Origin of the sequence: Dankookia rubra (genome assembly GCF_004355005.1) — a bacterium.
Taxonomy (GTDB): Bacteria; Pseudomonadota; Alphaproteobacteria; order Acetobacterales; family Acetobacteraceae; genus Paracraurococcus; species Paracraurococcus ruber_A.
In genome coordinates, this window is the sequence record NZ_SMSJ01000011.1 from 118,722 (window position 1) to 137,226 (window position 18,505).

20 protein-coding genes are annotated in these 18,505 nt (G+C 72.6%); 6 read left to right on the plus strand and 14 right to left on the minus strand.

The features are described from left to right. Positions 1–15 precede the first annotated feature (15 nt). On the plus strand, positions 16–669 hold the full coding sequence (locus tag E2C06_RS11700) for a glutathione S-transferase family protein (RefSeq protein WP_133288784.1): 654 nt from the start codon (positions 16–18) through the stop codon (positions 667–669). A gap of 10 nt (positions 670–679) precedes the next feature. Here E2C06_RS11700 and E2C06_RS11705 read toward each other — a convergent pair whose 3' ends face one another. From E2C06_RS11705 to E2C06_RS11725, 5 genes are read right to left on the minus strand one after another with little or no spacing between them, the layout of a single operon-like run. Further along, positions 680–1,492 (minus strand): SDR family NAD(P)-dependent oxidoreductase, encoded by an 813-nt coding sequence (locus E2C06_RS11705; protein ID WP_133288785.1) that lies wholly within the window; start codon positions 1,490–1,492, stop codon positions 680–682. Positions 1,493–1,536: 44 nt separating this feature from the next. After that, the gene (locus E2C06_RS11710; RefSeq protein ID WP_133288786.1) at positions 1,537–2,517 is read right to left on the minus strand and encodes an SDR family oxidoreductase; all 981 of its coding nucleotides are present in this window, start codon (positions 2,515–2,517) and stop codon (positions 1,537–1,539) included. 52 nt (positions 2,518–2,569) lie between these two features. Further along, entirely contained in the window at positions 2,570–3,274 is a 705-nt protein-coding gene (dnaQ, locus tag E2C06_RS11715) for a DNA polymerase III subunit epsilon (RefSeq protein ID WP_133288787.1), read from the minus strand. Beyond that, the gene (coaE, locus tag E2C06_RS11720) at positions 3,271–3,858 is read right to left on the minus strand and encodes a dephospho-CoA kinase (RefSeq protein ID WP_133288788.1); all 588 of its coding nucleotides are present in this window, start codon (positions 3,856–3,858) and stop codon (positions 3,271–3,273) included. Before coaE ends, dnaQ begins: the two co-directional genes overlap by 4 nt. Further along, a complete protein-coding gene (locus E2C06_RS11725) occupies positions 3,855–4,724 on the minus strand; it encodes a shikimate dehydrogenase (RefSeq protein WP_133288789.1) in 870 nt (289 codons plus the stop codon). The genes coaE and E2C06_RS11725 overlap by 4 nt, the downstream gene beginning before the upstream one ends. Before the next feature lie 114 nt (positions 4,725–4,838). Between E2C06_RS11725 and E2C06_RS11730 the strand changes: the two genes are divergently transcribed. Then, positions 4,839–5,495, plus strand: a complete 657-nt coding sequence (locus E2C06_RS11730; protein WP_165982338.1) for a class I SAM-dependent methyltransferase — start codon at positions 4,839–4,841, stop codon at positions 5,493–5,495. A gap of 19 nt (positions 5,496–5,514) precedes the next feature. Here the strand turns inward: E2C06_RS11730 and E2C06_RS11735 are convergent, their stop codons facing one another. After that, on the minus strand, positions 5,515–6,759 hold the full coding sequence (locus tag E2C06_RS11735; RefSeq protein WP_133288791.1) for an MFS transporter: 1,245 nt from the start codon (positions 6,757–6,759) through the stop codon (positions 5,515–5,517). Positions 6,760–6,832: 73 nt separating this feature from the next. Between E2C06_RS11735 and E2C06_RS11740 the strand changes: the two genes are divergently transcribed. Continuing rightward, entirely contained in the window at positions 6,833–7,648 is an 816-nt protein-coding gene (locus E2C06_RS11740) for a helix-turn-helix domain-containing protein (protein WP_133288792.1), read from the plus strand. A gap of 95 nt (positions 7,649–7,743) precedes the next feature. Beyond that, positions 7,744–7,944 (plus strand): hypothetical protein, encoded by a 201-nt coding sequence (locus tag E2C06_RS11745; RefSeq protein WP_133288793.1) that lies wholly within the window; start codon positions 7,744–7,746, stop codon positions 7,942–7,944. A 6-nt stretch (positions 7,945–7,950) separates the two neighbouring features. Here the strand turns inward: E2C06_RS11745 and E2C06_RS11750 are convergent, their stop codons facing one another. The 7 genes from E2C06_RS11750 to E2C06_RS11780 form a co-directional block, all read right to left on the minus strand. Then, the gene (locus tag E2C06_RS11750) at positions 7,951–9,141 is read right to left on the minus strand and encodes an MFS transporter (RefSeq protein ID WP_133288794.1); all 1,191 of its coding nucleotides are present in this window, start codon (positions 9,139–9,141) and stop codon (positions 7,951–7,953) included. A 151-nt stretch (positions 9,142–9,292) separates the two neighbouring features. After that, the gene (locus E2C06_RS11755; RefSeq protein ID WP_133288795.1) at positions 9,293–9,985 is read right to left on the minus strand and encodes a DUF4142 domain-containing protein; all 693 of its coding nucleotides are present in this window, start codon (positions 9,983–9,985) and stop codon (positions 9,293–9,295) included. Positions 9,986–10,060: 75 nt separating this feature from the next. Continuing rightward, positions 10,061–10,333, minus strand: coding sequence for a PGPGW domain-containing protein (locus tag E2C06_RS11760; RefSeq protein WP_133288796.1), 273 nt, complete (start codon positions 10,331–10,333; stop codon positions 10,061–10,063). Continuing rightward, entirely contained in the window at positions 10,333–11,379 is a 1,047-nt protein-coding gene (locus E2C06_RS11765; RefSeq protein WP_133288797.1) for a DNA adenine methylase, read from the minus strand. Before E2C06_RS11765 ends, E2C06_RS11760 begins: the two co-directional genes overlap by 1 nt. 115 nt (positions 11,380–11,494) lie before the next feature. Beyond that, positions 11,495–12,913: a dihydrolipoyl dehydrogenase gene (gene lpdA, locus E2C06_RS11770; RefSeq protein WP_133288798.1), complete on the minus strand. Its 1,419-nt coding sequence runs from the start codon at positions 12,911–12,913 to the stop codon at positions 11,495–11,497. A gap of 70 nt (positions 12,914–12,983) precedes the next feature. After that, on the minus strand, positions 12,984–14,321 hold the full coding sequence (locus E2C06_RS11775) for an MFS family transporter (protein WP_133288799.1): 1,338 nt from the start codon (positions 14,319–14,321) through the stop codon (positions 12,984–12,986). 77 nt (positions 14,322–14,398) lie between these two features. After that, the gene (locus E2C06_RS11780; RefSeq protein WP_133288800.1) at positions 14,399–15,382 is read right to left on the minus strand and encodes a catalase family peroxidase; all 984 of its coding nucleotides are present in this window, start codon (positions 15,380–15,382) and stop codon (positions 14,399–14,401) included. 141 nt (positions 15,383–15,523) lie between these two features. Between E2C06_RS11780 and E2C06_RS11785 the strand changes: the two genes are divergently transcribed. Beyond that, positions 15,524–16,498: a tripartite tricarboxylate transporter substrate binding protein gene (locus E2C06_RS11785; protein WP_133288801.1), complete on the plus strand. Its 975-nt coding sequence runs from the start codon at positions 15,524–15,526 to the stop codon at positions 16,496–16,498. Between the two features lie 173 nt (positions 16,499–16,671). Next, positions 16,672–17,640, plus strand: coding sequence for a tripartite tricarboxylate transporter substrate binding protein (locus tag E2C06_RS11790; RefSeq protein WP_133288802.1), 969 nt, complete (start codon positions 16,672–16,674; stop codon positions 17,638–17,640). Here E2C06_RS11790 and E2C06_RS11795 read toward each other — a convergent pair. Then, a partial coding sequence (locus tag E2C06_RS11795; RefSeq protein ID WP_206664514.1) for an NAD(P)/FAD-dependent oxidoreductase occupies positions 17,627–18,505 on the minus strand: 879 nt, incomplete at its 5' end. The two genes, E2C06_RS11790 and E2C06_RS11795, sit on opposite strands and share 14 nt — an antisense overlap.

Here is an 18,505-nt window from a genome sequence, read left to right on the forward strand (position 1 = left end):
GGGAGAAACCAACCCATGCTGACGATCTACGGCGTCTACCGCTCGCGTGCCTCCCGCACCATCTGGATGGCCAAGGAACTCGGCCTCGACTACCGCCACGTACCGGTCATCCAGGCCTACCGCCTGCCCGACCCCGCCGCGGCCGATGCGCCGCTGAACACGCGTTCGCCCGCCTTCCTCGCGGTGAACCCCAACGGCCGCATCCCGGCGATCGAGGAGGACGGGCTGGTCCTGCACGAGTCGCTGGCGATCAACCTCTACCTGGCGAAGCGCCATGGCGGCCCGCTCGGCCCGGCCGGTGCGGCCGAGGACGGGCTGATGACCATGTGGTCGTTCTGGGCGATGACCGAGGCCGAGCCGCATACGCTCGAGGTGCTGTATCACCGCGTCGCCAACCCGCAGGGCCCCTGCGACCCCGCCCGGGCGGAGGCGGCCGTCGCGGCGCTGCGGGCGCCCTTCGCGGTGCTGGACGCGGCGCTGGCGGCAACCGGCTTCCTGGTCGGCGGCCGCTTCACCGTTGCCGACCTGAACTTGGCCGAGGTGATCCGCTATGCCGGCGCGGCGCCCGAGCTGTTCGAGGCGGCACCGAGGGTCCAGGCCTGGCTGGCCGCCTGCCAGGCCCGGCCGGCCTGCCGCGCCATGATGGCGGAGCGCGAGCGGGAGGCCTGAGCGCCGCGGCTCAGCGTGCCGCGAGGTTCCCGACCCGCCCGGCCATCAGCCCGCTGTCGATCACCAGCTCCGACCCCGTCACGTAGCGCGAGGCGTCGGAGGCGAGATAGAGCACGCCGTTGGCGATGTCCTGCGCCGTGCCGAGCTTGCCGGTCGGCACGCTGCCCTCGGCGATGGCACGCGCGTCGATCGGCGCGTTGCGCCGCGAATCGGCGGCGCCGGCCGGCATCTTGTCCCAGATCTCGGTGTCGATGATGCCGGGATGGACGCTGTTGCAGCGGATGTCGTCGCGCGCCCCGGCGCATTCCAGCGCGACCGACTTGGCGAAGAGCCGCACCGCCCCCTTGGTCGCCGAATAGCCCGCGAGGTTCGCCGAGCCGCGCAGCCCGGCGACCGAGGAGATCATGACGATCGACCCGCCCTGGCCGGATTTCCGCATCAGGGGAATGCCGTGCTTCACCGTCAGGAAGACGCCGTCGATGTTCACCGCGGTCTGCCTGCGCCAATCGGCCAGCGACATCTCCAGCAGCGGGCCCATGATGGCGATGCCGGCATTGGCCACCAGCACGTCGAGCCGGCCGTACTGCTTGTCCACCTCGCCGACGACCTCGGCCCAGCGGCCCTCCTCCGTCACGTCCTGATGCAGGTACAGCGCCTGGCCGCCGGCGGCGCGGATCGCCTCGGCGGTCGCCTCGCCGCGGCGATCGTCGAGGTCGGTGAGGACCACCGTCGCGCCCTCCCGCCCCAGCGTGGTGGCGATGGCGGCGCCGATGCCGGCGGCCGCCCCGGTGACGAGCGCGACCTTGCCCTGGACCTGGCCCATGCGTTTCCTCCTGCGATGTTTCCCGCGGAAGGAAAGCTAGACCCTCAACCCCGCCGCGTCAGGACCCCCGCCAGCAATTCCGCGCCGAGCAGCAGGCCGAGCCCGCCCAGCGCCAGGCTGCCCGCGCTCGGCCCCCGCACGTGCCAGACCGGCTTGCCGCTGCGCGTCCCGGTGCCGGTGGAAACCGGCCGGGCCACCGCGCCCTCGCTCCGGGCATCCGGCCGGGCGCGGCGCAGCGCGGCCCGCATCGCGGCGCCGATGCCGCGCTCGGCGAGACCGGGGGCCAGGCCATAGGCGACGCGCGCCGCCGTCGCCGGCCAGCCCACCGCCACCTCGTCGCGCGGCTTGCGGGCCAGGCCGACGACCACCTCGGCCACCGCCTCCGGCGTCAGGAAGGGGCCGGGCGGGTCGATCCGCCGGCCCGAAACATTGGCGGCATGCGCCAGGCCGGGCGTGTCGACCAGCGCCGGGAAGACCGCGGAAACATGGATGTCGGGATGCCCCGTCAGTTCCTGCCGCAGGCTCGCGGTGAAGCCGCGGATGCCGTACTTGCTGGCGGCGTAGGAGGCGGCGAAGGGCGTCGGCGACCAGCCGCCCATCGAGCACATGTTGACCAGCACGCCGCGCCGCTGCTTCAGGAAATGCGGCAGCGCGGCGGAGGCCCCGTGCAGGGTGCCGATCAGGTTGGCCTCGATGACCTTCTTCTGCAGGCCGACCGGCGCTTCCCAATAGGGCCCGAAGACGCCGGTGCCGACATTGTTGAACCAGAGATCGATGACGCCGTGCGCGTCGATCGCCGATTGGGCGAGGGCCTGCACCGCGACCTCGTCGGTGACGTCGGTCGGCACCGCCAGGGCCTCGGCGCCGAGCTGGCGGCATTCATGCGCCGTCGCCTCCAGCGGCTCGGCCCGGCGGGCGCCGAGCACGAGGCGGGCGCCGCGGCGGGCGAAGGCAAGGGCGGTCGCCTTGCCGATGCCGGAGGAGGCGCCGGTGATGACGACGACGGCATTGTTCAGGCTTCGCATGCGCGGTTGCTCCCGGTTCGGGTTCAGACCGGGTGCAAGCCGCCGCCGCGCCTCAGGTTCCGCCCTGTTCCGCCTCGGCGAAGGGCGGCTTCAGCCAGAGCGGGTCCTTCAGCTTCCGCAGGAAGGCGGCATGCGCCTCGAGCTCGGCCGGGCTCGGGGCGATCGGCCGCGGCGTGCGCTGCCGCGTCAGCCCGCCGAGCGTGACCTTGGGCGCCGCGACCTGCGCCGCCAGCACCAGGCCGGGCTGCTTGCCGCCCATCAGCTCCAGGTAGACCTGGGCCAGCAGCTTCACGTCGAGCAGCGCGTTGTGGCTGGTGCGCATCGAATTGTCGACGCCGAGCCGGCGGCAGAGCGCATCGAGGCTGTTCGGCATGCCGGGGAAGCGCTTCTTGGCGATTGCTAGGCTGTCGACCATCCGCGCCCGGTCCAGCCTGCCGCGGCCGGCCTTGACCAGCTCCGCATCCAGGAAGCCGAAATCGAAGGGCGCGTTGTGCGCGACGATCGGGGCGTTGCCGAGGAAGCCGAGGAAGTCGTCCACGACCTCGGGGAATTTCGGCTTGCCCTGCAGCATCTCGAGCGTGAAGCCGTGCACCTTGGTGCTCTCGGGCGGCACGTCGCGCTCGGGGTCGAGCAGCACGTGGTAGGCCTCGCCGGTCGGGATCAGGTTGACGATCTCGATCGCCGCGATCTCGATGACGCGGTCGCCCGTGGCGGGGTCGAGGCCCGTGGTCTCGGTGTCCAGCACCAGCTGCCTCATGCGCGCAACTCCCTGACCAGCTTGCGGATGGCCCGTTGCGCCATGTGGCGCGACTGGCCGGTCTGCACCAGCACGTCGGCGCGGCGGCGCTTCTCCCGGTCCGGCATCTGGCGGGCAAGGATGTAGCGCAGCCGCTCCTCGGTCATGCCGGGGCGGCGCAGCACCCGCCAGCGCTGCACCGCGGCGGGGGCGGTGACCACCACCACCAGGTCGCAGCGGCCCTCGCCGCGGGTCTCGAACAGCAGCGGGATGTCGAGCACCACCAGGCGTTCCGCCCGCCGCCGGGCGGCGCCCATGAAGCGGCGCTCGGCATCGCGGACCAGCGGGTGGACGATGCGCTCCAGCCGCCGCATCGCCTCGGGCCTGCCGAGGACGGCCTGGCGCAGCGCCTCCCGGTCGACGCGGCCGGATTCCACCGTGCCGGGGAAGGCGGCGGCGATCGGTGCGACGGCGCGGCCGCCCCTGGCCTGCAGCGCATGCACGGCGGCATCGGCGTCGAAGACCGGCACGCGCAGGCGCTTGAAGGTATTGGCAGCGGTGGACTTGCCCATGCCGATGCCGCCCGTGAGGCCGATGACCTTCATCGCGCCGGGATATCCCCGCCGACCACGGCGCGGAGTTCGTCGTCCGCTTCCGGCGTCACCCCGAACCACTCGGAAAAACCCGGCCGCGCCTGGTGCAGCAGCATCCCGAGCCCCTCCACCGCGGCTAGGCCGCGCGTCCGGGCGGCGGCCAGCAGCGGCGTCTCGCGCGGGACATAGACGATGTCGGCGACGACGGCCGCGGCCGGCAGCGGCGCGAGGTCGATCGCCAGGCCGGGCTGCCCCTGCATCCCGAGCGAGGTGGTGTTCACCAGCATCGCCGCCCCGGCCAGCGGCGGCGCCTCGGCGACCGAGACCGGCCCGCCCAGCGCCCGGGCCAGCGCCTCCGCCCGGGCCGGGGTGCGGTTGACCAGCGTGACGCCGGGACAGCCGGCATCGAGCAGCGCCGCGGCGATGGCCCGGGCCGAGCCGCCGGCGCCGAGGATCACCGCCGGCCCGGCATCCGGCGCCCAGCCCGGCGCGGCCTCCCGGCAATTGGCCAGGAACCCCCAGCCATCGGTGTTCGATCCCTCGATGGCGCCGTCGCGGAAGACCAGCGTGTTCACCGCCCCGGCGCGATGCGCGGTGGCGTCGACCCGGTCACAGACGGCGAAGGCGGCCTCCTTGTGCGGGATGGTGACGTTGGCGCCGCGGAAGCCGAGATCGGCGAGCGCCCGCACGGCCGAGGCGAAGGCCTCCGGCCGCACCGGGAGGGGCACATAGGCGCCGTCGATGCCGTGGCGGCGCAGCCAGAGCCCGTGCAGGCGGGGCGAGCGGGAATGGCCGACGGGCCAGCCCAGGATGCCGGCGAGGCGGGCATGCCCCGAAAGCAGGGGCGCCGACAGCAGGGGGCCGGAGAGCGGGGTCATGCGCCATGCAAACCGCGCCCGCCCGCCCGGGTCAATGGCGCGGGGCCGGCAATCGGGCCTTTGCCGCCCCGCCGCGCCGACCTATGGGGGCCCGACCTTCGGAGGATCGCGCCGATGACCCAGACCACGCCGCCGCCCGGCACGCTCAAGGCCGCCCAGGATGTCGGGCGCGACTGGATCGAGGCCGCCTATTTCGCCGAGGCCGAGCCGGCCGCGGAGATGCAATGGGCGACCATCATCCTGCCCTTCCTGCAGGTCGAGGCGACGGGGATCGACCTCTCGGTCACCATGGACCTCGCCGCCGGGCGCGGGCGGAACGCGGCGAAGCTGCTGCCCATGGCGGGCCGGCTGCATATCGTCGACATCCATGCCTCGAACGTCGCGCTCTGCCGGGCTCGCTTCGGCGAGGACCCGCGCATCGCCTATGCGGCCAATGACGGCTGCAGCCTGCCGGTGCCGGACGCGACGCTGAGCTTCCTGTTCTGCTTCGATGCCATGGTGCACTTCGACAGCGACGTGGTGCGGGCCTACCTGGCCGAGGCGCGGCGGGCCCTGCGGCCGGGCGGGCATGCCTTCCTGCACCACTCGAACGACATGTCGCTGGCCGGCGGCGACTTCCGGCGGCACCCGCACTGGCGGAACACCATGTCGCTGGCCCTGATGCGCCATTACGCGGCGAAGGAGGGGCTGCTGGTGGTGCGGCAGCAGCCGCTCGACTGGGCGCATGACGGCAGCGACATCGACGGGCTGACGCTGTTGCGGGCGCCCTAGCCGGGTGCCCGCCGGCGGCTTACTCCGCCGCGGCCGGCACCCCGGCGGGCGGCGCCGCCGCCTTGGCCCACAACTCCGGCTGCAGCTCCTCCGGCCGGTTCGGGAAAACCAGGGCGCAGCAGAAGGTCAGCACCCCGAAGGCCGCCAGCACCAGCATCGGCGCGGTCAGGCTGCCCGTCGCCTCGTGCAGGAAGCCGATCAGCGGGGAGGCCGCGGCGGCGCCGAGGAAGCCGATGGTGAAGCGGACGGAATAGAGCTTGGTCCGCAGCGCCGGCGCCACGTAGCGCGCGGTCATCGTCTCGTTCACCGTCACCTGGCCGAAGACCGAGGCGGCGATCAGCGCCGAGAGCGGCAGCACCACCCAGCCATCGGCATAGGCCAGCAGCACCATCGCCGGGACCAGCACCAGGGCGAGCGGCAGGAAGATCGCCTTCAGGGTCCGCCGGTCGATCAGGTTGCCGACGGTGAACTGGGTCAGCCCGCCGCAGAGCGTCGCGGCGAAGGCCAGCAGCCCGACCACCGGCAGCAGGTCCGGCGAGGAGGCCAGGCGCTCCTCCATCAGCTTCGGCAGCAGCAGGGTGAAGGCGTTGAAGATCAGGCCGGAGACCGCGGCGATGGTCAGCAGCACGGCGACCGCGCGGCGGACGATGGCGCGCGGGATGACCGGGAAGGGCTTCTGCGGCCCGGCCGCCTTGGCGGTGTCGAAGGCCGGCTCCCGCAGGTAGAGCAGGCCGAGGACCAGCGCGATCGTCCCCGGCACCAGGAAGGCGAAGTGCCAGCCCAGCCGCGCCGCCAGCACCGCGGTGACCACCGGGGCGAGGGCCACGCCGAGATTGCCGAAGACGCCGTTGATGCCGACCGCGCGGCCGACCCGCGTCCCCGCCGCCTCGACCAGCATCGCCGTGCCGATCGGGTGGTAGATGGCGGAGAAGGCGCCCATGCAGGCCAGCGCGATGCCGAGCGCCAGCGGCGAGGTGGCGATGCCGGCGGCCAGCATCGAGGCGCCGACGCCGAGGAAGAAGGCGCACATCAGCGCCTTCCGCCCGACCCGCTCGGCCAGCCAGCCCATCGGCAGGGCGCCGAGCCCGTAGAGCACGAACATCGCGGTGCCGAGGGCGAGGATCGGCCCGTAGTCGCGGCCGAAGGCCTCCGGCGCCTGCTGGACGATGCCGAGCACCGCGGTGGCGAGGATCAGCAGGCCGTAGTGGTTCAGGGTATGCGCGGCGTTGATGAAGATGATCTGCCGCTTGCCGGGGTCGTGCATCGGGCGCTTCCTGGTCTTTCCTCGGGCGTTGGACTGATCCTATCCTGGCCGTCCCGCGACGTTCGGCCAATCCATGTCTCCAACCGGCCATTTCCCGCCCGCCCCGACCCGCCGCCTGCCGCAGGATGCGGTGGACCGGCCGCTGGTCGGCTTCACCCGCGACTATGCGGACGGGGAGGCGGTGCCGCGGCATTCGCACGAGCGGGTCCAGCTTCTCTACGCCACGCGCGGCATCATGCGGATCACCACCGATGCCGCCGGCTTCGTGGTGCCGCCGGGCCGCGCGCTCTGGCTGCCGGCCGCGGTGCCCCACGTCACCGCCATGCAGGGGCCGGTGGCGATGCGGGCGCTGTTCCTCCGCGCCGATGCGGCCCAGGCGGTGCGGATGGGGGCAGGCCCGGCCGGCGTCACCGTCCTGGCGGTCTCGCCCCTGCTGCGGGAGCTGATCCTCGCCGCCTGTTCCGAGCCGCTGGAATGGGACGAGGCCGGCCGCGGCGGGCATCTGGCGGCGCTGATCCTGGACGAGATCGCCCGCGCGCCGTCCCTGCCGCTCGGCGTGCCGGCGCCGCGCGACCCGCGCCTGCTGCGCCTCGCGGCGGCGCTGCGGGCCGACCCGGCGCGGAACGCGGGGATGGAGGCCTGGGCGGCCGAATGCGGCGCCAGCGCCCGCACCCTGACCCGGCTGTTCCGGCGCGAGACGGGGATGAGCTTCGGCCGCTGGCGGCAGATGCTGCGGCTGTCAGAAGCGGCAGCGCTGCTGGCCCAAGGCATGGCCCCGGCGCGGGCGGCAGCGGCGGTCGGCTATGCCAGCGCCCCGGCCTTCGGCGCGGCGTTTCGAGCCGCTTTCGGCACGACACCGGGTGCTGGTCAAGACACGGATGCGCGTTGACACGAGGGCTTGCTTCACGTCTGTGTGCGGTATACGATTATGTCCACGGTGTGGCGTTAACCCCGGGTCAGCGCCGGGCGGGAGGAACAAAGAGCATGCGGCAGCAGACCGTGCAGCACTGGATTCTGGGTGTGGTCGTGATTTCGACCTTTTTCTGGCTCGACCTTGTCCAGGCGGAAGCCCTGCGCCGCGTCGCGCTCATTACCCTCGTCTGGGCCAGCGCCTCGACCCTGCTGGTCGCCAGCGCCGGCGCCTGCATCGCCTTCGCCCGTATCCGGCAGGAACGCCGCGACTGACGCCGCTCAGGGCGTGCGGCGCAGCGGCAGCAGGCAAGCCAGCGCGGCCAGCGCCAGCAGTCCGGCCAGGCCCAGCACCGCCATCGCCGGCTGATCCGCCACCAGCGGTGCGGTCAGCATCGGTGCCCCGGCCTGGGCCAGCAGGATCGGCAGGGCCAGCTTCCCCATCAGCACGGGATAGCCGCGCGGCCCGAACAGCGCGAGCGGCAGGGCGCCCCGGCTGATCGTCATGATCCCGTTGCTGGCCCCGTAGAGCAGCACGAAGGGCACCGCCGCCACCGGCCCGGCCAAAACCAGCAGCAGCGCGCCCGCCGGCAGCAACGCCCCGCCCAGCCTGGCCGCGGTCAACGGATGCGCCGCGCGGCCGAGGGTGAACTCCAGCAGCCGCCCGCCGACCTGGGCCGGGCCCATCAGCGCCGCCGCAGCCACCGCCGCCGTGACCGAAAGGCCGAGCCCGCCCAGCACCGCGATCAGGTGCACCGAAAGCGTCGCGCTGATGATGGCGCGAAGCGTGAAGAAGACCGCCAGCAGCAGGAAGCTGCGCCGCACCCAGGCGGCGGGCAGCACCGGGTCGGCGGGCTCCGGCCCCGTGCCGGGCGCCGCCTCGGCCGCGGCGGCGGCGCGCGGCAGCAGCGAGTACAGCGGCAGCACCACCAGCAGCAGCATCGCCGCATAGGCCAGGCAGGTGCCCCGCCAGCCGAGCAGCGGGACCAGCGCCGCGCTCATCGGCCAGCCGACGGTGCTGGCGAAGCCGGCGAGCAGCGTGACCATCGTGATCGGCCGCCGCGCCGCCCGGCCATAGAGCACGCCGAGCGTGGCGAAGGCCGCCTCGTAGAGCCCCATCGACATGCCGAAGCCGAGCACCACCCAGCCCAGCGCCCAGCCCCAGAGCCCGGGCAGCAGGCCGAGCAGCAGCAGGCCGAGCGCAAGCAGCCCGGCAGAGGCCAGCAGCACCGGCCTGCCGCCGCGCCGCTCGATCACCCGGCCGACCCGCGGCGCGGCAAGGCCCGAGATCAGCAGCGCGACGGAAAAGGCGCCATAGACCAGCGCCGGGTCGGCCCCGAGATCGGCCACCACCACCGGTGCCACCACCGCGGGCAGGTAGTAGGTGACAGCCCAGGCAAGCGTCTGCGCCACGCCGAGGATGAGGGCGTTGCGGCGGGCATCCGGGGCGGCCTGGCCCGTGGGCTGGCTCATCCGGTGGAACGGAGGGCGGACATGCCGCCGAGTCTCGTGCCCGCGCCGCGCCTTGCCAAGTGGATGCCCGGCGGGGTCATCCGCCGGGCATCGGGGGCGCCTGGCCCTGGGTGCTCCCTAGCGCTGAGCGCTCTCTAACCCTGGGTGCTCTCTAACCCTGGGTGCCCTGCTGCAGCTTCTGCGCCAGTTGCAGGTGCTGCTGCAGGTCGGGCAGGGTCTTCGCCGCCCATTGCTTCAGCAGCGGGTTGTCGCCCGACTGGCTGTAGTTGCTGAACAGGTCCACCGCCTGCTGGTGCGACGCGACCTGCTGGCGGACATAGAGCCGGTCGAACTCGGCACCGTTGGCGGCCTGGAGCTGCTGCAGCAGCGCGGTATGCTGCTGGTCCAGCCCTTCATGCTGCGGCCCGCCCTGGGCATTGGTGACCTGGCCGCTCTGCGCGGTACCCTGGGATTCCCGGCCGTTCGGCAGCGGCGTGGCCGCGCCGGCGCCGCTGCCGGGCACCTGCTGGATCAGCTGCTGCAGCTCCTGAGTCGTCTTGGTGTGGTCGCGCACCATGTGCTCGGCGAACTGCTTGACCTGGGCGTTCTGCGACTTCTGCTGCACCAGCCGGCTGCTCGCCACCTCGAAGCGGTCGCTCATCGAGGCGAGGCGCATGAATTCCTGGCCGGTCACCACCTCGGCGCGGTTGGCCGTCGCGGCGGGGGTGGTGCCGGCCGCGCCGGTCTGGCCCTGGGTGGTCTGGCCCTGCACGGCCTGGGCGCGCTGCTGCTGGGTCTGGGCGAAGGCGGCGGGGCCGGCGGCGAGGATGGCGGCGCCGGCCAAAAGGGTCAGTCTGCGATGCATGAAGCGTTCTCCCGTTGCGGCCGCCCGGAGGGGCGACCGATAAGGCAGGAGCAACGGCGCCGGGCGGGCGTAGTTCTACGACAGCAAGCGCTTCACGCGTTCGGCCTGGCGGCGGGACCAGGCGACCAGCCGGCCCTCCATCGCCTCCACCCCCTCGACCTGGCGGGGCCAGCGGGCGCGCAGCTTCGCCATGCCCTCCCGCGCCCAGTCGTACTGGTCGCGCAGGATGAAGAGGCCGAGCGCGAGGAAGAGGATCCCCTGCAGGATCGGCAGCACCAGGCCGAGCAGCCCGAGCCCGAGCAGGCCGAAGCCGGCCAGCTTGCGGGCGAGCGACGGTCCGCCGGTCATCACGCGGCCTGCGGCGCGGGCAGGGTCAGCCGGCTCTCGGTCGCGACGAAGAGGTATTCGACGTTCCGCAGCCGGCCGACCTGGCCGACCTTGGCACCCTGCGGGTTGTGGATGCCGATCTTGGCGCCGACGTAGCGCTCGTGCGGGATCTCGATGACCTGCAGGTGGCCGCGGGCGCCGAGCATCGCCTCGAGTTCCGCCCGGGCGAGGTAGCCCTCGTCGTTGAAGGAGACGATGACCGCCGGGCAGCGCAGGGCGGCGACCGTCCGGGCCAGGGCGGGGCCGATGCGGCGGCGGCTGTTGAAATCCGACAGGCGGGTGCGGCAATCCGTGCGCTTCTGCGCCAAGCCATAGACCTCCGGCTGGTCCCAGCGCACCAGCGTCTCCCAGACATGGTAGTTCCGGAGATAGGAATGCTGGTTGTAGGGCGGGTCGAGGTAGGCGAGGTCGCACTCGGCCGAGGCCGCCACCGCCTCGGCTTCCCCGCAGAGCGCCTGGCAGCCGCCGGCGGCAGGGCGCGGCAGCAGGGCAGGCAGGCGGAGCTGCAGCGGCTGCAGCGCGCGCGGCGCCCAGGCCTTCATGTAGGCCATCTGCAGCCCGGCGGTGCTGTCCACCCGGTCGGCGGCCTCGAGCAGCGCGGTCAGCAGCACCGCCTCAAGCTCGGGCTCGGCACCCATGCCGGCGATCGCCTCGCGGATCGCCTCGATCCGCGCGCCGTTGTTGGGGTGGAGGTAGCGGGCCTGCTCGCAATAGGTCGCGGTGAACCAGCCGGGGCGGGGCGGCAGGCGCTGGAGGTCTTCCAGGATGCGCCGCGCCGGTTCCGCCCAGCGCTCGGCATCGGCCTGCACGTAGCAGGTGGCGATGGCGTGGGCATAGGCGTTGTGATCGTTGGCGATGGTGCGGTAGCCCGCGGCCTTCAGGGCGGTGCCGACCCGGGCGGTGCCGGAGAAGAGGTCGAGCACGGTGCCGCCCGCCGGTGCCGCGGCGCCGACCGCCTGCAGGATCCGGGCGACGAGGAGGCGCTTGCTGCCGATGTACTTGATCATCGGCGCCGCTGGCCCGCCCCCTTGCCGTTGCGCCGCGGAGTCTAGCCCGCGGCCGCCCCGGGTGGGAACACCCGGGGCGGCCCGGGCCTGGACCGGGGCCTGGCCATACCTGGGCCTAGATATGCAGCGCCCGCCCTTCCACGGCGAGCGCGGCCTCCTTGACCACCTCGTTCAGCGTGGGGTGGGCGTGGCAGGTGCGCGCGACGTCCTCGGAGGAGGCGCCGAACTCGATGGCGAGCGAGATCTCGGCGATCAGCGTGCCGACGTCGGGGCCGAGCATGTGCGCGCCGAGCACCCGGTCGGTCTTGGCATCGGCCAGGATCTTCACGAAGCCGTCCAGGTCGCCCATGGCCCGCGCCCGGCCATTGGCGGTGAAGGGGAATTTGCCGGACTTGTAGGCGATGCCGGCGGCCTTCAGCTCCTCCTCCGTCGCGCCGACCGAGGCGACCTCGGGCCAAGTGTAGATCACCCCGGGGATGGCGGCGTAGTTCACGTGGCCCTTCTGCCCGGCCAGGATCTCGGCCAGCGCCACGCCTTCGTCCTCGGCCTTGTGGGCGAGCATGGCGCCGGCGATGACGTCGCCGATCGCGTAGATGCCCGGGACGTTGGTGGCGAAATGCGCGTCGGTCTTCACCCGGCCGCGCTCGTCCATCTCGACGCCCGCTTCCGCCAGCCCGAGGCCTTCGGTATGCGGGCGGCGGCCGATGGCCAGCAGCACGACATCGGCCTTGACCTCCTCGGCCGCGCCGCCGGCGGCGGGCTCGACCGTCAGGGTCACGCCCTCCGCCGACTTCACCGCGCCGGTGACCTTCGACTTCAGCCGGAACTTCAGCCCCTGCTTCGACAGCGTGCGCTCGAGCAGCTTGGCGACTTCGTTGTCCATGCCCGGGACGAGGCGGTCGAGGAACTCGATCACCGTCACCTCGGCGCCGAGCCGGCGCCAGACGCTGCCGAGCTCGAGCCCGATGACGCCGCCGCCGATGACGACGAGATGGCCGGGCACCTTCGGCAGCTCCAGCGCGCCGGTGCTGGTCACGACCTGCGCCTCGTCCACCTCGACGCCGCGGAGGGGCGTGCTCTCGCTGCCCGTGGCGACGACGATGGTCTTGGTCTCGTAGGTCTCGCCCGCGACCTCGACCTTGCCGGGCGAACCTTGTCCCGCGCCGCCGGGAGCGGCGACGATCCTCCCGGCGCCCTTCAACCAGGTGACCTTGTTCTTCTTGAAGAGGAACTCGACGCCCTTGACGTTGGCGGTCACCACCTCGCCCTTGCGGGCCTGCATCTTGGCGAGGTCGAGCTTCACGCCGTCGAACAGCACGCCGTGCTCGGCCAGCTTGTGCTTCGCCTCCTCGAAATGCTCGCTGGATTGCAGCAGGGCCTTCGAGGGGATGCAGCCGACATTGAGGCAGGTGCCGCCGAGCGTGGCGCGCTTCTCGACGCAGGCAACCTTCAGCCCGAGCTGGGCGGCCCGGATGGCGCAGACATAGCCGCCGGGACCGGCGCCGATGACGATGACGTCGAAGCTCTCAGGCATGATGCGGTCCCGGTCCTTGCGGCGGTGAAATCAGGCGGAATTGGCGCGGAAAGTGCCGCCAACCGGGGCGTCACGCAACCCCGCCGGCCGACCGGTGCCTTGCCATGCCGTATTCGCGGGACAGATGGCTCTCGGCCCGCGTCTCCGGCATCGCCCAGGCGGTAATGAAGGCCAGGACGAAGAAGCCGGTGACATACCAGAAGAAGCCGGATTCCATCCCCGCCGACTTGAACCACAGCCCGGCATACTCCGCCGTGCCGCCGAACAGCGCATTCGCCACCGCATAGGGCAGCCCGACGCCGAGCGCGCGCACCTCGCCGGGGAAGAGCTCCGCCTTCACCAGCCCGCTGATCGAGGTGTAGCAGGAGATGACGGCGAGCGCGGCCAGCACCAGCAGTCCCGCCGTGACCGGCGACCCGGCATGCCCGAGCAGCGTCATGAGCGGCACGGTCATCAGTGCGCCGAGCGCGCCGAAGGCCAGCAGCATCACCCGCCGCCCGACCCGGTCGGACAGCGCGCCGAAGGCCGGCTGCAGCAGCATGAAGCAGAACAGCACCGCGGCCATGGTGGCGCTCACCGTCCGCGTCGGCAGGCCCGCGGTATTGACCAGGTACTTCTGCATGAAGGTGGTGAAGACATAGAAGGACAGGCTGCCACCGGCGGTCAGGCCGAGCACCAGCAGCAGGGGCTTCGGGTGGTCGCGCAGCAGCGCGCCGAGCGAGCCGGCCTCCCGCCGCGCGGCCTTGTCGGCGCTCTGCGTCTCGTGCAGCGCGCGGCGGAGGAAGAGCGCCACGACGGCCGCGGCGGCGCCGATGACGAAGGGGATGCGCCAGCCCCAGGCGCGCATCTGCTCGTTCGTCAGCAGCGCCTCCAGCAGCACGATCACCAGCACCGCCAGCAATTGGCCGCCGATCAGGGTGACGTACTGGAAGCTGGCATAGAAGCCGCGCCGGCCGGCGACGGCGACCTCGCTCATGTAGGTGGCGCTGGTGCCGTATTCGCCGCCGACCGAGAGCCCCTGGGCCAGCCGCGCCACGGTCAGCAGCACAGGGGCCATGACGCCGATGCTGGCATGGGTCGGCAGCACCGCGATCATCAGGCTGCCGAAGCACATCAGCAGGACCGAGGCCATCATGGAGAAGCGCCGGCCGCGGCGGTCGGCCAGCCGGCCGAAGACCCAGCCGCCGACCGGCCGCACCAGGAAGCCCGCGGCGAAGACCCCGGCCGCGGCCAGCAATTGGCTGGTGCGGTCGCCCGAGGGGAAGAAGGCGGCGGCGAAATAGAGCGAGGTGAAGGAGTAGACGTAGAAGTCGTACCACTCGACCAGGTTGCCCGAGGACCCGCCGACGATGGCGAGGATCCGGCGGCGCTGGTCGGCGGCGTCGTCGAAGGCGGCGAGCGTATTCATGGCGGATCCTCCCGCCACTGCAACGCGGGGGACCGGGCGGGGTGGCGCGGAACCGCGCCAGCCCGGTCAGGCCCGCGCTACTGCTGCCGCGCCGGGAAGGCGATGCCGTAGACCTCGGCCCGGGTCCCGAGGAAGGGGTCGTCCGAGACCGCGAGCCCCGGCAGCTCGCGGTTCGGCAGGAAGCCGACCTTGCGTTCCGCCGTCGCGCTGTCCGGCACCATGCGCGTCACGCTGATGGTGCCGAGCTCGACCTGCGGCCGGTCCTCCGGCCAGGCCTGGGTCGGGTCGTTGGTCGGGTCGCCCGCGGCGGCGACCTGGGCCAGCAGCCGGTAGCGCACCGGGCCCATGGCGACGCGGGTTTCCAACTCGTCGAACAGCACGTTGGGCGGCAGGCCCGCGGTGGCATCCGCGGCGCGGTAGGCGGCGCCGGCCTCCGGCACCACGCGGAAGCGGATGAAGCGGGACTCGCCCGCCGCATTGGTCACCTTGTAGGCGTGCAGCGCGAAGAAGCGTTCGGTGGCGAAGCTGTCCGGCACCGGCTTCGGCAGGGTGACGAAGCGCTTGGTTTCCGGGTGCGCATCCAGGAACTGCGCGACCGGCGTCGGCTGCGGCATGCCCGGCTTGGTCGCCGCCCCGGCGCGCAGCAGGCCGAGGAAGTCCTGCGGCGTCTTCGTCACGAAGACCGGGACGTTGATGCACATCAGGTCGGTCTCCGTACCGTCCGGCAGGCGGAAGGTGAAGGCCAGCCCGCGCACCGCGGAGGAAGGCGCGGTATCCGCCACGTCCGGCACGCCGCCGGCATCGGAAAAGCGCAGCAGCAGGGTGGAGGGCGTCGATTGCAGGTGCGGCGCGGTGGTCAGCGCCGCGGCACCCGGCGCGGGGGTGAAGCTGCCCTCGTAGAGGACGCCCTTGGCATGGTTGATCCGGTAGCCCGGGAAGGGCCGCGGCAGGCTGGCGGACATGGTGTCGAACAGCGCCCTCGGCAGCGGCGGGTCGGCCGGCTGGGCGATGGCGGGGCTGGCCAAGAGGGCCGACAGCAACAGCAAACCGGTCCGACGCATGCGGGGTAACCTCCTCGGGAGGCCGGGAGACTAGGCATGCCACCCGCCGGGCGGAACGCACGATCCTGTCGGCGGAGCGGCCCCCTTTTCCTCCGGCGCGGGTACGGCCAGATTGGCGGCAACCAAGGGGAGGAAACATCCATGCCGTCCGCCGGGACCAGTCGCCGCGCCGTGCTCGCCCTCGCCGGCGGGGCGCTCGCCGCGCCCGCCTTCGCCCAGGGCAGGTTCCCCGACCGCCCGATCCGCCTGATCGTCCCCTGGCCGCCCGGCGGTTCGGCCGATGCGCAGCTGCGCTCGCTGGCCGAGCTTTCGGCGAAGACGCTCGGCCAGCCGGTGCTGGTGGAGAACCGGCCCGGTGCCTCCGGCACCCTCGGCGCGCAGTTCCTGACGACGCAGGCGAAGCCGGACGGCTACACCCTGGCGCAGATGCACATGTCGATCGTGCGCCGGCCCTATATCGTCCGCACGCCGCCCTGGGACGTGACTTCCGACTTTACCCACATCATCGGCCTTTGCGGCTGGATGTTCGGCATCGCGGTGAAGGCGGACGGGCCGATCAGGTCCTGGGCCGACTTCGTCGCTTATGCCCGGGCCAATCCCGGGCGGCTGACCTATGCGACCTCCGGCATCGCCACCACCAACCACCTGGCGGTGGAGGAGCTGGCAGCGCGCGAGAAGGTGGAGCTGGTGCACGTTCCCTACCGCGCCGCCAACGAATCCGCGGTGGCGGTGGCGTCGGGGGAGGTGATGTGCGTCGCCGACGCCTCCTCCTGGGCGCCGCTGGTGGAGGGCGGGCAGCTCCGGCTGATCTGCGTCTGGACCGCCGAGCGCTCGCCGCGCTTCCCCGGGGCGCCGACGCTGCGGGAACTGGGCTACGACATGGTCGTCACCTCGCCCTACGGGATCTCCGGGCCGAAGGGGATGGACCCCGGCGTCACGCGGCTGCTGCACGACGCCTTCAAGGCGGCGCTGATGGACCCGGCGAATGTCGCGGTGCGCGGGCAGTTCGACATGCCGCTGGAATACTACCCGACCGCCGAGTACCAGCAGTTCATCGCCCGCCGCGCGGAGTATGAGCAGGCGATGGCGAAGAAGCTGAACCTGCGGATCGATTGAGTTTTGAGCGCGAAGGCAAGGTTGGGGGAAAGGTATTCCCTCCCCCAGCCCCACCCTTTCTTTCCGTGAGTTGGCATCCGACCCGCAGAAATAGATGAGGGGTCCGGGGAGAATACTTTCTCCCCGGCCTTGCTGCGGTAAAACAAAGACAAGACCAGGGAGAAAGCCTCCATATGACCACCATCACCCGCCGCGGCGCGCTTGCCGCCGTGGCCGCCACGCTTGCCGCGCCCGCACTGGCGCAGGGCCGCTTTCCCAATCGCCCCATCCGCTTCCTGATCCCCTGGCCGCCGGGCGGCAGCCTCGATGCGCTGCACCGGCAGATGTTCGAGATCATGAACAAGGACCTCGGCCAGCCCGTGCTGATCGAGAACAAGCCCGGCGCCCGCGGCACCCAGGCGGCGCTGTTCCTGATCAACCAGGCCCAGCCGGACGGCTATACCCTGGCGCACCACCACCTCTCGATCCTGCGGCACCCCTTCCTGACGAAGCAGAAGACCTGGGACCCGATCGCCGACTTCACCTACATCATGCAGGTCAGCGGCTTCCTCTTCGGCACCGCGGTGCGCGCCGACAGCCCCTACAAGACCTTCCGCGACCTGATCGAGGCAGCGCGCAAGCGCCCCGGCCAGCTCACCTATTCGACCAGCGGCATCGCCACCACCAACCACCTGGCGATGGAGGAGATCTGCGCGCGGGAAAAGGTGGAGATGACCCACATCCCCTATCGCGGCAGCCAGGAGGGCGTCACCGCGCTGCTGGGGAAGCAGATCGACGTGGTCGCGGACAGCTCCTCCTGGCGGCCGAACGTGGAGGGCGGCGAGCTGCGCCTGCTGTCCGTCTGGACGCGGGAGCGGCTGGCGGCCTTTCCGGACGCGCCGACGCTCCGCGACCTCGGCTACGACATGGTCGTCACCTCGCCTTATGGAATCACCGGGCCGAAGGGCATGGACCCGGAGCTGGTGGACACGCTGCACCGCGCCTTCCGCAAGGCCTACGAGGACGAGGCGAGCCAGGCTATCATCAGGCGCTGGGACATGCCGCGGGAATACCTCGGCCCGGCGGACTACCTGGCCTTCGCCAAGCAACGGGTGGAGTACGAGCGGGCGATGGTGGCGCGGCTCGGGCTCAGCATCGACTGACGCGGGTGCCGCGCGCCAGCCACCGGGCCGCGGGCGCGACCGCGGCGACGCCGGTGAAGGCGCCCGGCGCCTGCCGCAGCACCCAGGCGCCGAGCTCGGCCCAGCGCATCGGCCAGGCGCTGCGGCGCCGCCAGCGGGCCTGGAAGGCGGCGGCCTCCTCCCCCGCGAGGATCGCCGCGGCCGCCGCGAGGCCGGAATGCAGGGCGAGCGCGATGCCCTCCCCGGTGAAGCTCGGGATCACCGCCGCCTGGTCGCCGATGCGGAAGAGGCCGGGCGGCCCGCCTGCCCGCGCGCGGAAGCCATAGGGCACGCCGGCCACCGCCAGCGGCCGGTCCCAGGCCGGCCGTGCCCCCGCCAGCAGCCGTGCGCCGAGCGCCGAGCCCTCGGCCACGCGCGCGAGGAAGGCCGCGGCGTCGCGTGCCGCCGCTCCCGCCTCCCCATGCAGCGCGGCGCAGAGATTGGCGCCGCCGTCATGCGCCCCATTGGGCAGCGGCTGCAGCCCGGCATAGCCGCCGGCGAAGGGCAGCAGGGTCACGGTCCCGCCCGGATCGACCCCCGCCAGGTGAAGCTTCAGCCCGAGCGCGCCTGGCGGCGCCCCCGCGCGCGGATGGCCGCGGAAGGCCTGCTTGCCGGTGGCCAGCACCACCTGCCGCGCGGCGATCGCCCCGCCCGGCAGGCGCAGGATCCAGCCATCCGGCCCGGGTTCCGCGCCCTGCACCGCGACGCCGGCGCGGAGCTCGGCACCCGCCGCGACCGCGGCCCCGCGCAGCGCGCCGTCCAGCAGGCGCCGCGGCAGGCCCCAGGCGGCGAAGGGCATGTCCGGGACCGCGTTCCGCCGCTGTAGGTCCAGTTCGGCCCGGCGCTG

Excerpts from the sequence above, each read along its gene's own strand:
- E2C06_RS11725 (WP_133288789.1), bottom strand. The coding sequence starts at position 4,724 with ATGACCCCGCTCTCCGGCCCCCTGCTGTCGGCGCCCCTGCTTTCGGGG.
- E2C06_RS11785 (WP_133288801.1), top strand. The coding sequence starts at position 15,524 with ATGCCGTCCGCCGGGACCAGTCGCCGCGCCGTGCTCGCCCTCGCCGGC.
- E2C06_RS11755 (WP_133288795.1), bottom strand. The coding sequence starts at position 9,985 with ATGCATCGCAGACTGACCCTTTTGGCCGGCGCCGCCATCCTCGCCGCC.
- lpdA (WP_133288798.1), bottom strand. The coding sequence starts at position 12,913 with ATGCCTGAGAGCTTCGACGTCATCGTCATCGGCGCCGGTCCCGGCGGC.
- dnaQ (WP_133288787.1), bottom strand. The coding sequence starts at position 3,274 with ATGAGGCAGCTGGTGCTGGACACCGAGACCACGGGCCTCGACCCCGCC.
- coaE (WP_133288788.1), bottom strand. The coding sequence starts at position 3,858 with ATGAAGGTCATCGGCCTCACGGGCGGCATCGGCATGGGCAAGTCCACC.
- E2C06_RS11710 (WP_133288786.1), bottom strand. The coding sequence starts at position 2,517 with ATGCGAAGCCTGAACAATGCCGTCGTCGTCATCACCGGCGCCTCCTCC.
- E2C06_RS11775 (WP_133288799.1), bottom strand. The coding sequence starts at position 14,321 with ATGAATACGCTCGCCGCCTTCGACGACGCCGCCGACCAGCGCCGCCGG.
- E2C06_RS11740 (WP_133288792.1), top strand. The coding sequence starts at position 6,833 with ATGTCTCCAACCGGCCATTTCCCGCCCGCCCCGACCCGCCGCCTGCCG.
- E2C06_RS11780 (WP_133288800.1), bottom strand. The coding sequence starts at position 15,382 with ATGCGTCGGACCGGTTTGCTGTTGCTGTCGGCCCTCTTGGCCAGCCCC.
- E2C06_RS11750 (WP_133288794.1), bottom strand. The coding sequence starts at position 9,141 with ATGAGCCAGCCCACGGGCCAGGCCGCCCCGGATGCCCGCCGCAACGCC.
- E2C06_RS11765 (WP_133288797.1), bottom strand. The coding sequence starts at position 11,379 with ATGATCAAGTACATCGGCAGCAAGCGCCTCCTCGTCGCCCGGATCCTG.
- E2C06_RS11745 (WP_133288793.1), top strand. The coding sequence starts at position 7,744 with ATGCGGCAGCAGACCGTGCAGCACTGGATTCTGGGTGTGGTCGTGATT.
- E2C06_RS11705 (WP_133288785.1), bottom strand. The coding sequence starts at position 1,492 with ATGGGCCAGGTCCAGGGCAAGGTCGCGCTCGTCACCGGGGCGGCCGCC.
- E2C06_RS11790 (WP_133288802.1), top strand. The coding sequence starts at position 16,672 with ATGACCACCATCACCCGCCGCGGCGCGCTTGCCGCCGTGGCCGCCACG.
- E2C06_RS11735 (WP_133288791.1), bottom strand. The coding sequence starts at position 6,759 with ATGCACGACCCCGGCAAGCGGCAGATCATCTTCATCAACGCCGCGCAT.
- E2C06_RS11700 (WP_133288784.1), top strand. The coding sequence starts at position 16 with ATGCTGACGATCTACGGCGTCTACCGCTCGCGTGCCTCCCGCACCATC.
- E2C06_RS11730 (WP_165982338.1), top strand. The coding sequence starts at position 4,839 with ATGACCCAGACCACGCCGCCGCCCGGCACGCTCAAGGCCGCCCAGGAT.
- E2C06_RS11760 (WP_133288796.1), bottom strand. The coding sequence starts at position 10,333 with ATGACCGGCGGACCGTCGCTCGCCCGCAAGCTGGCCGGCTTCGGCCTG.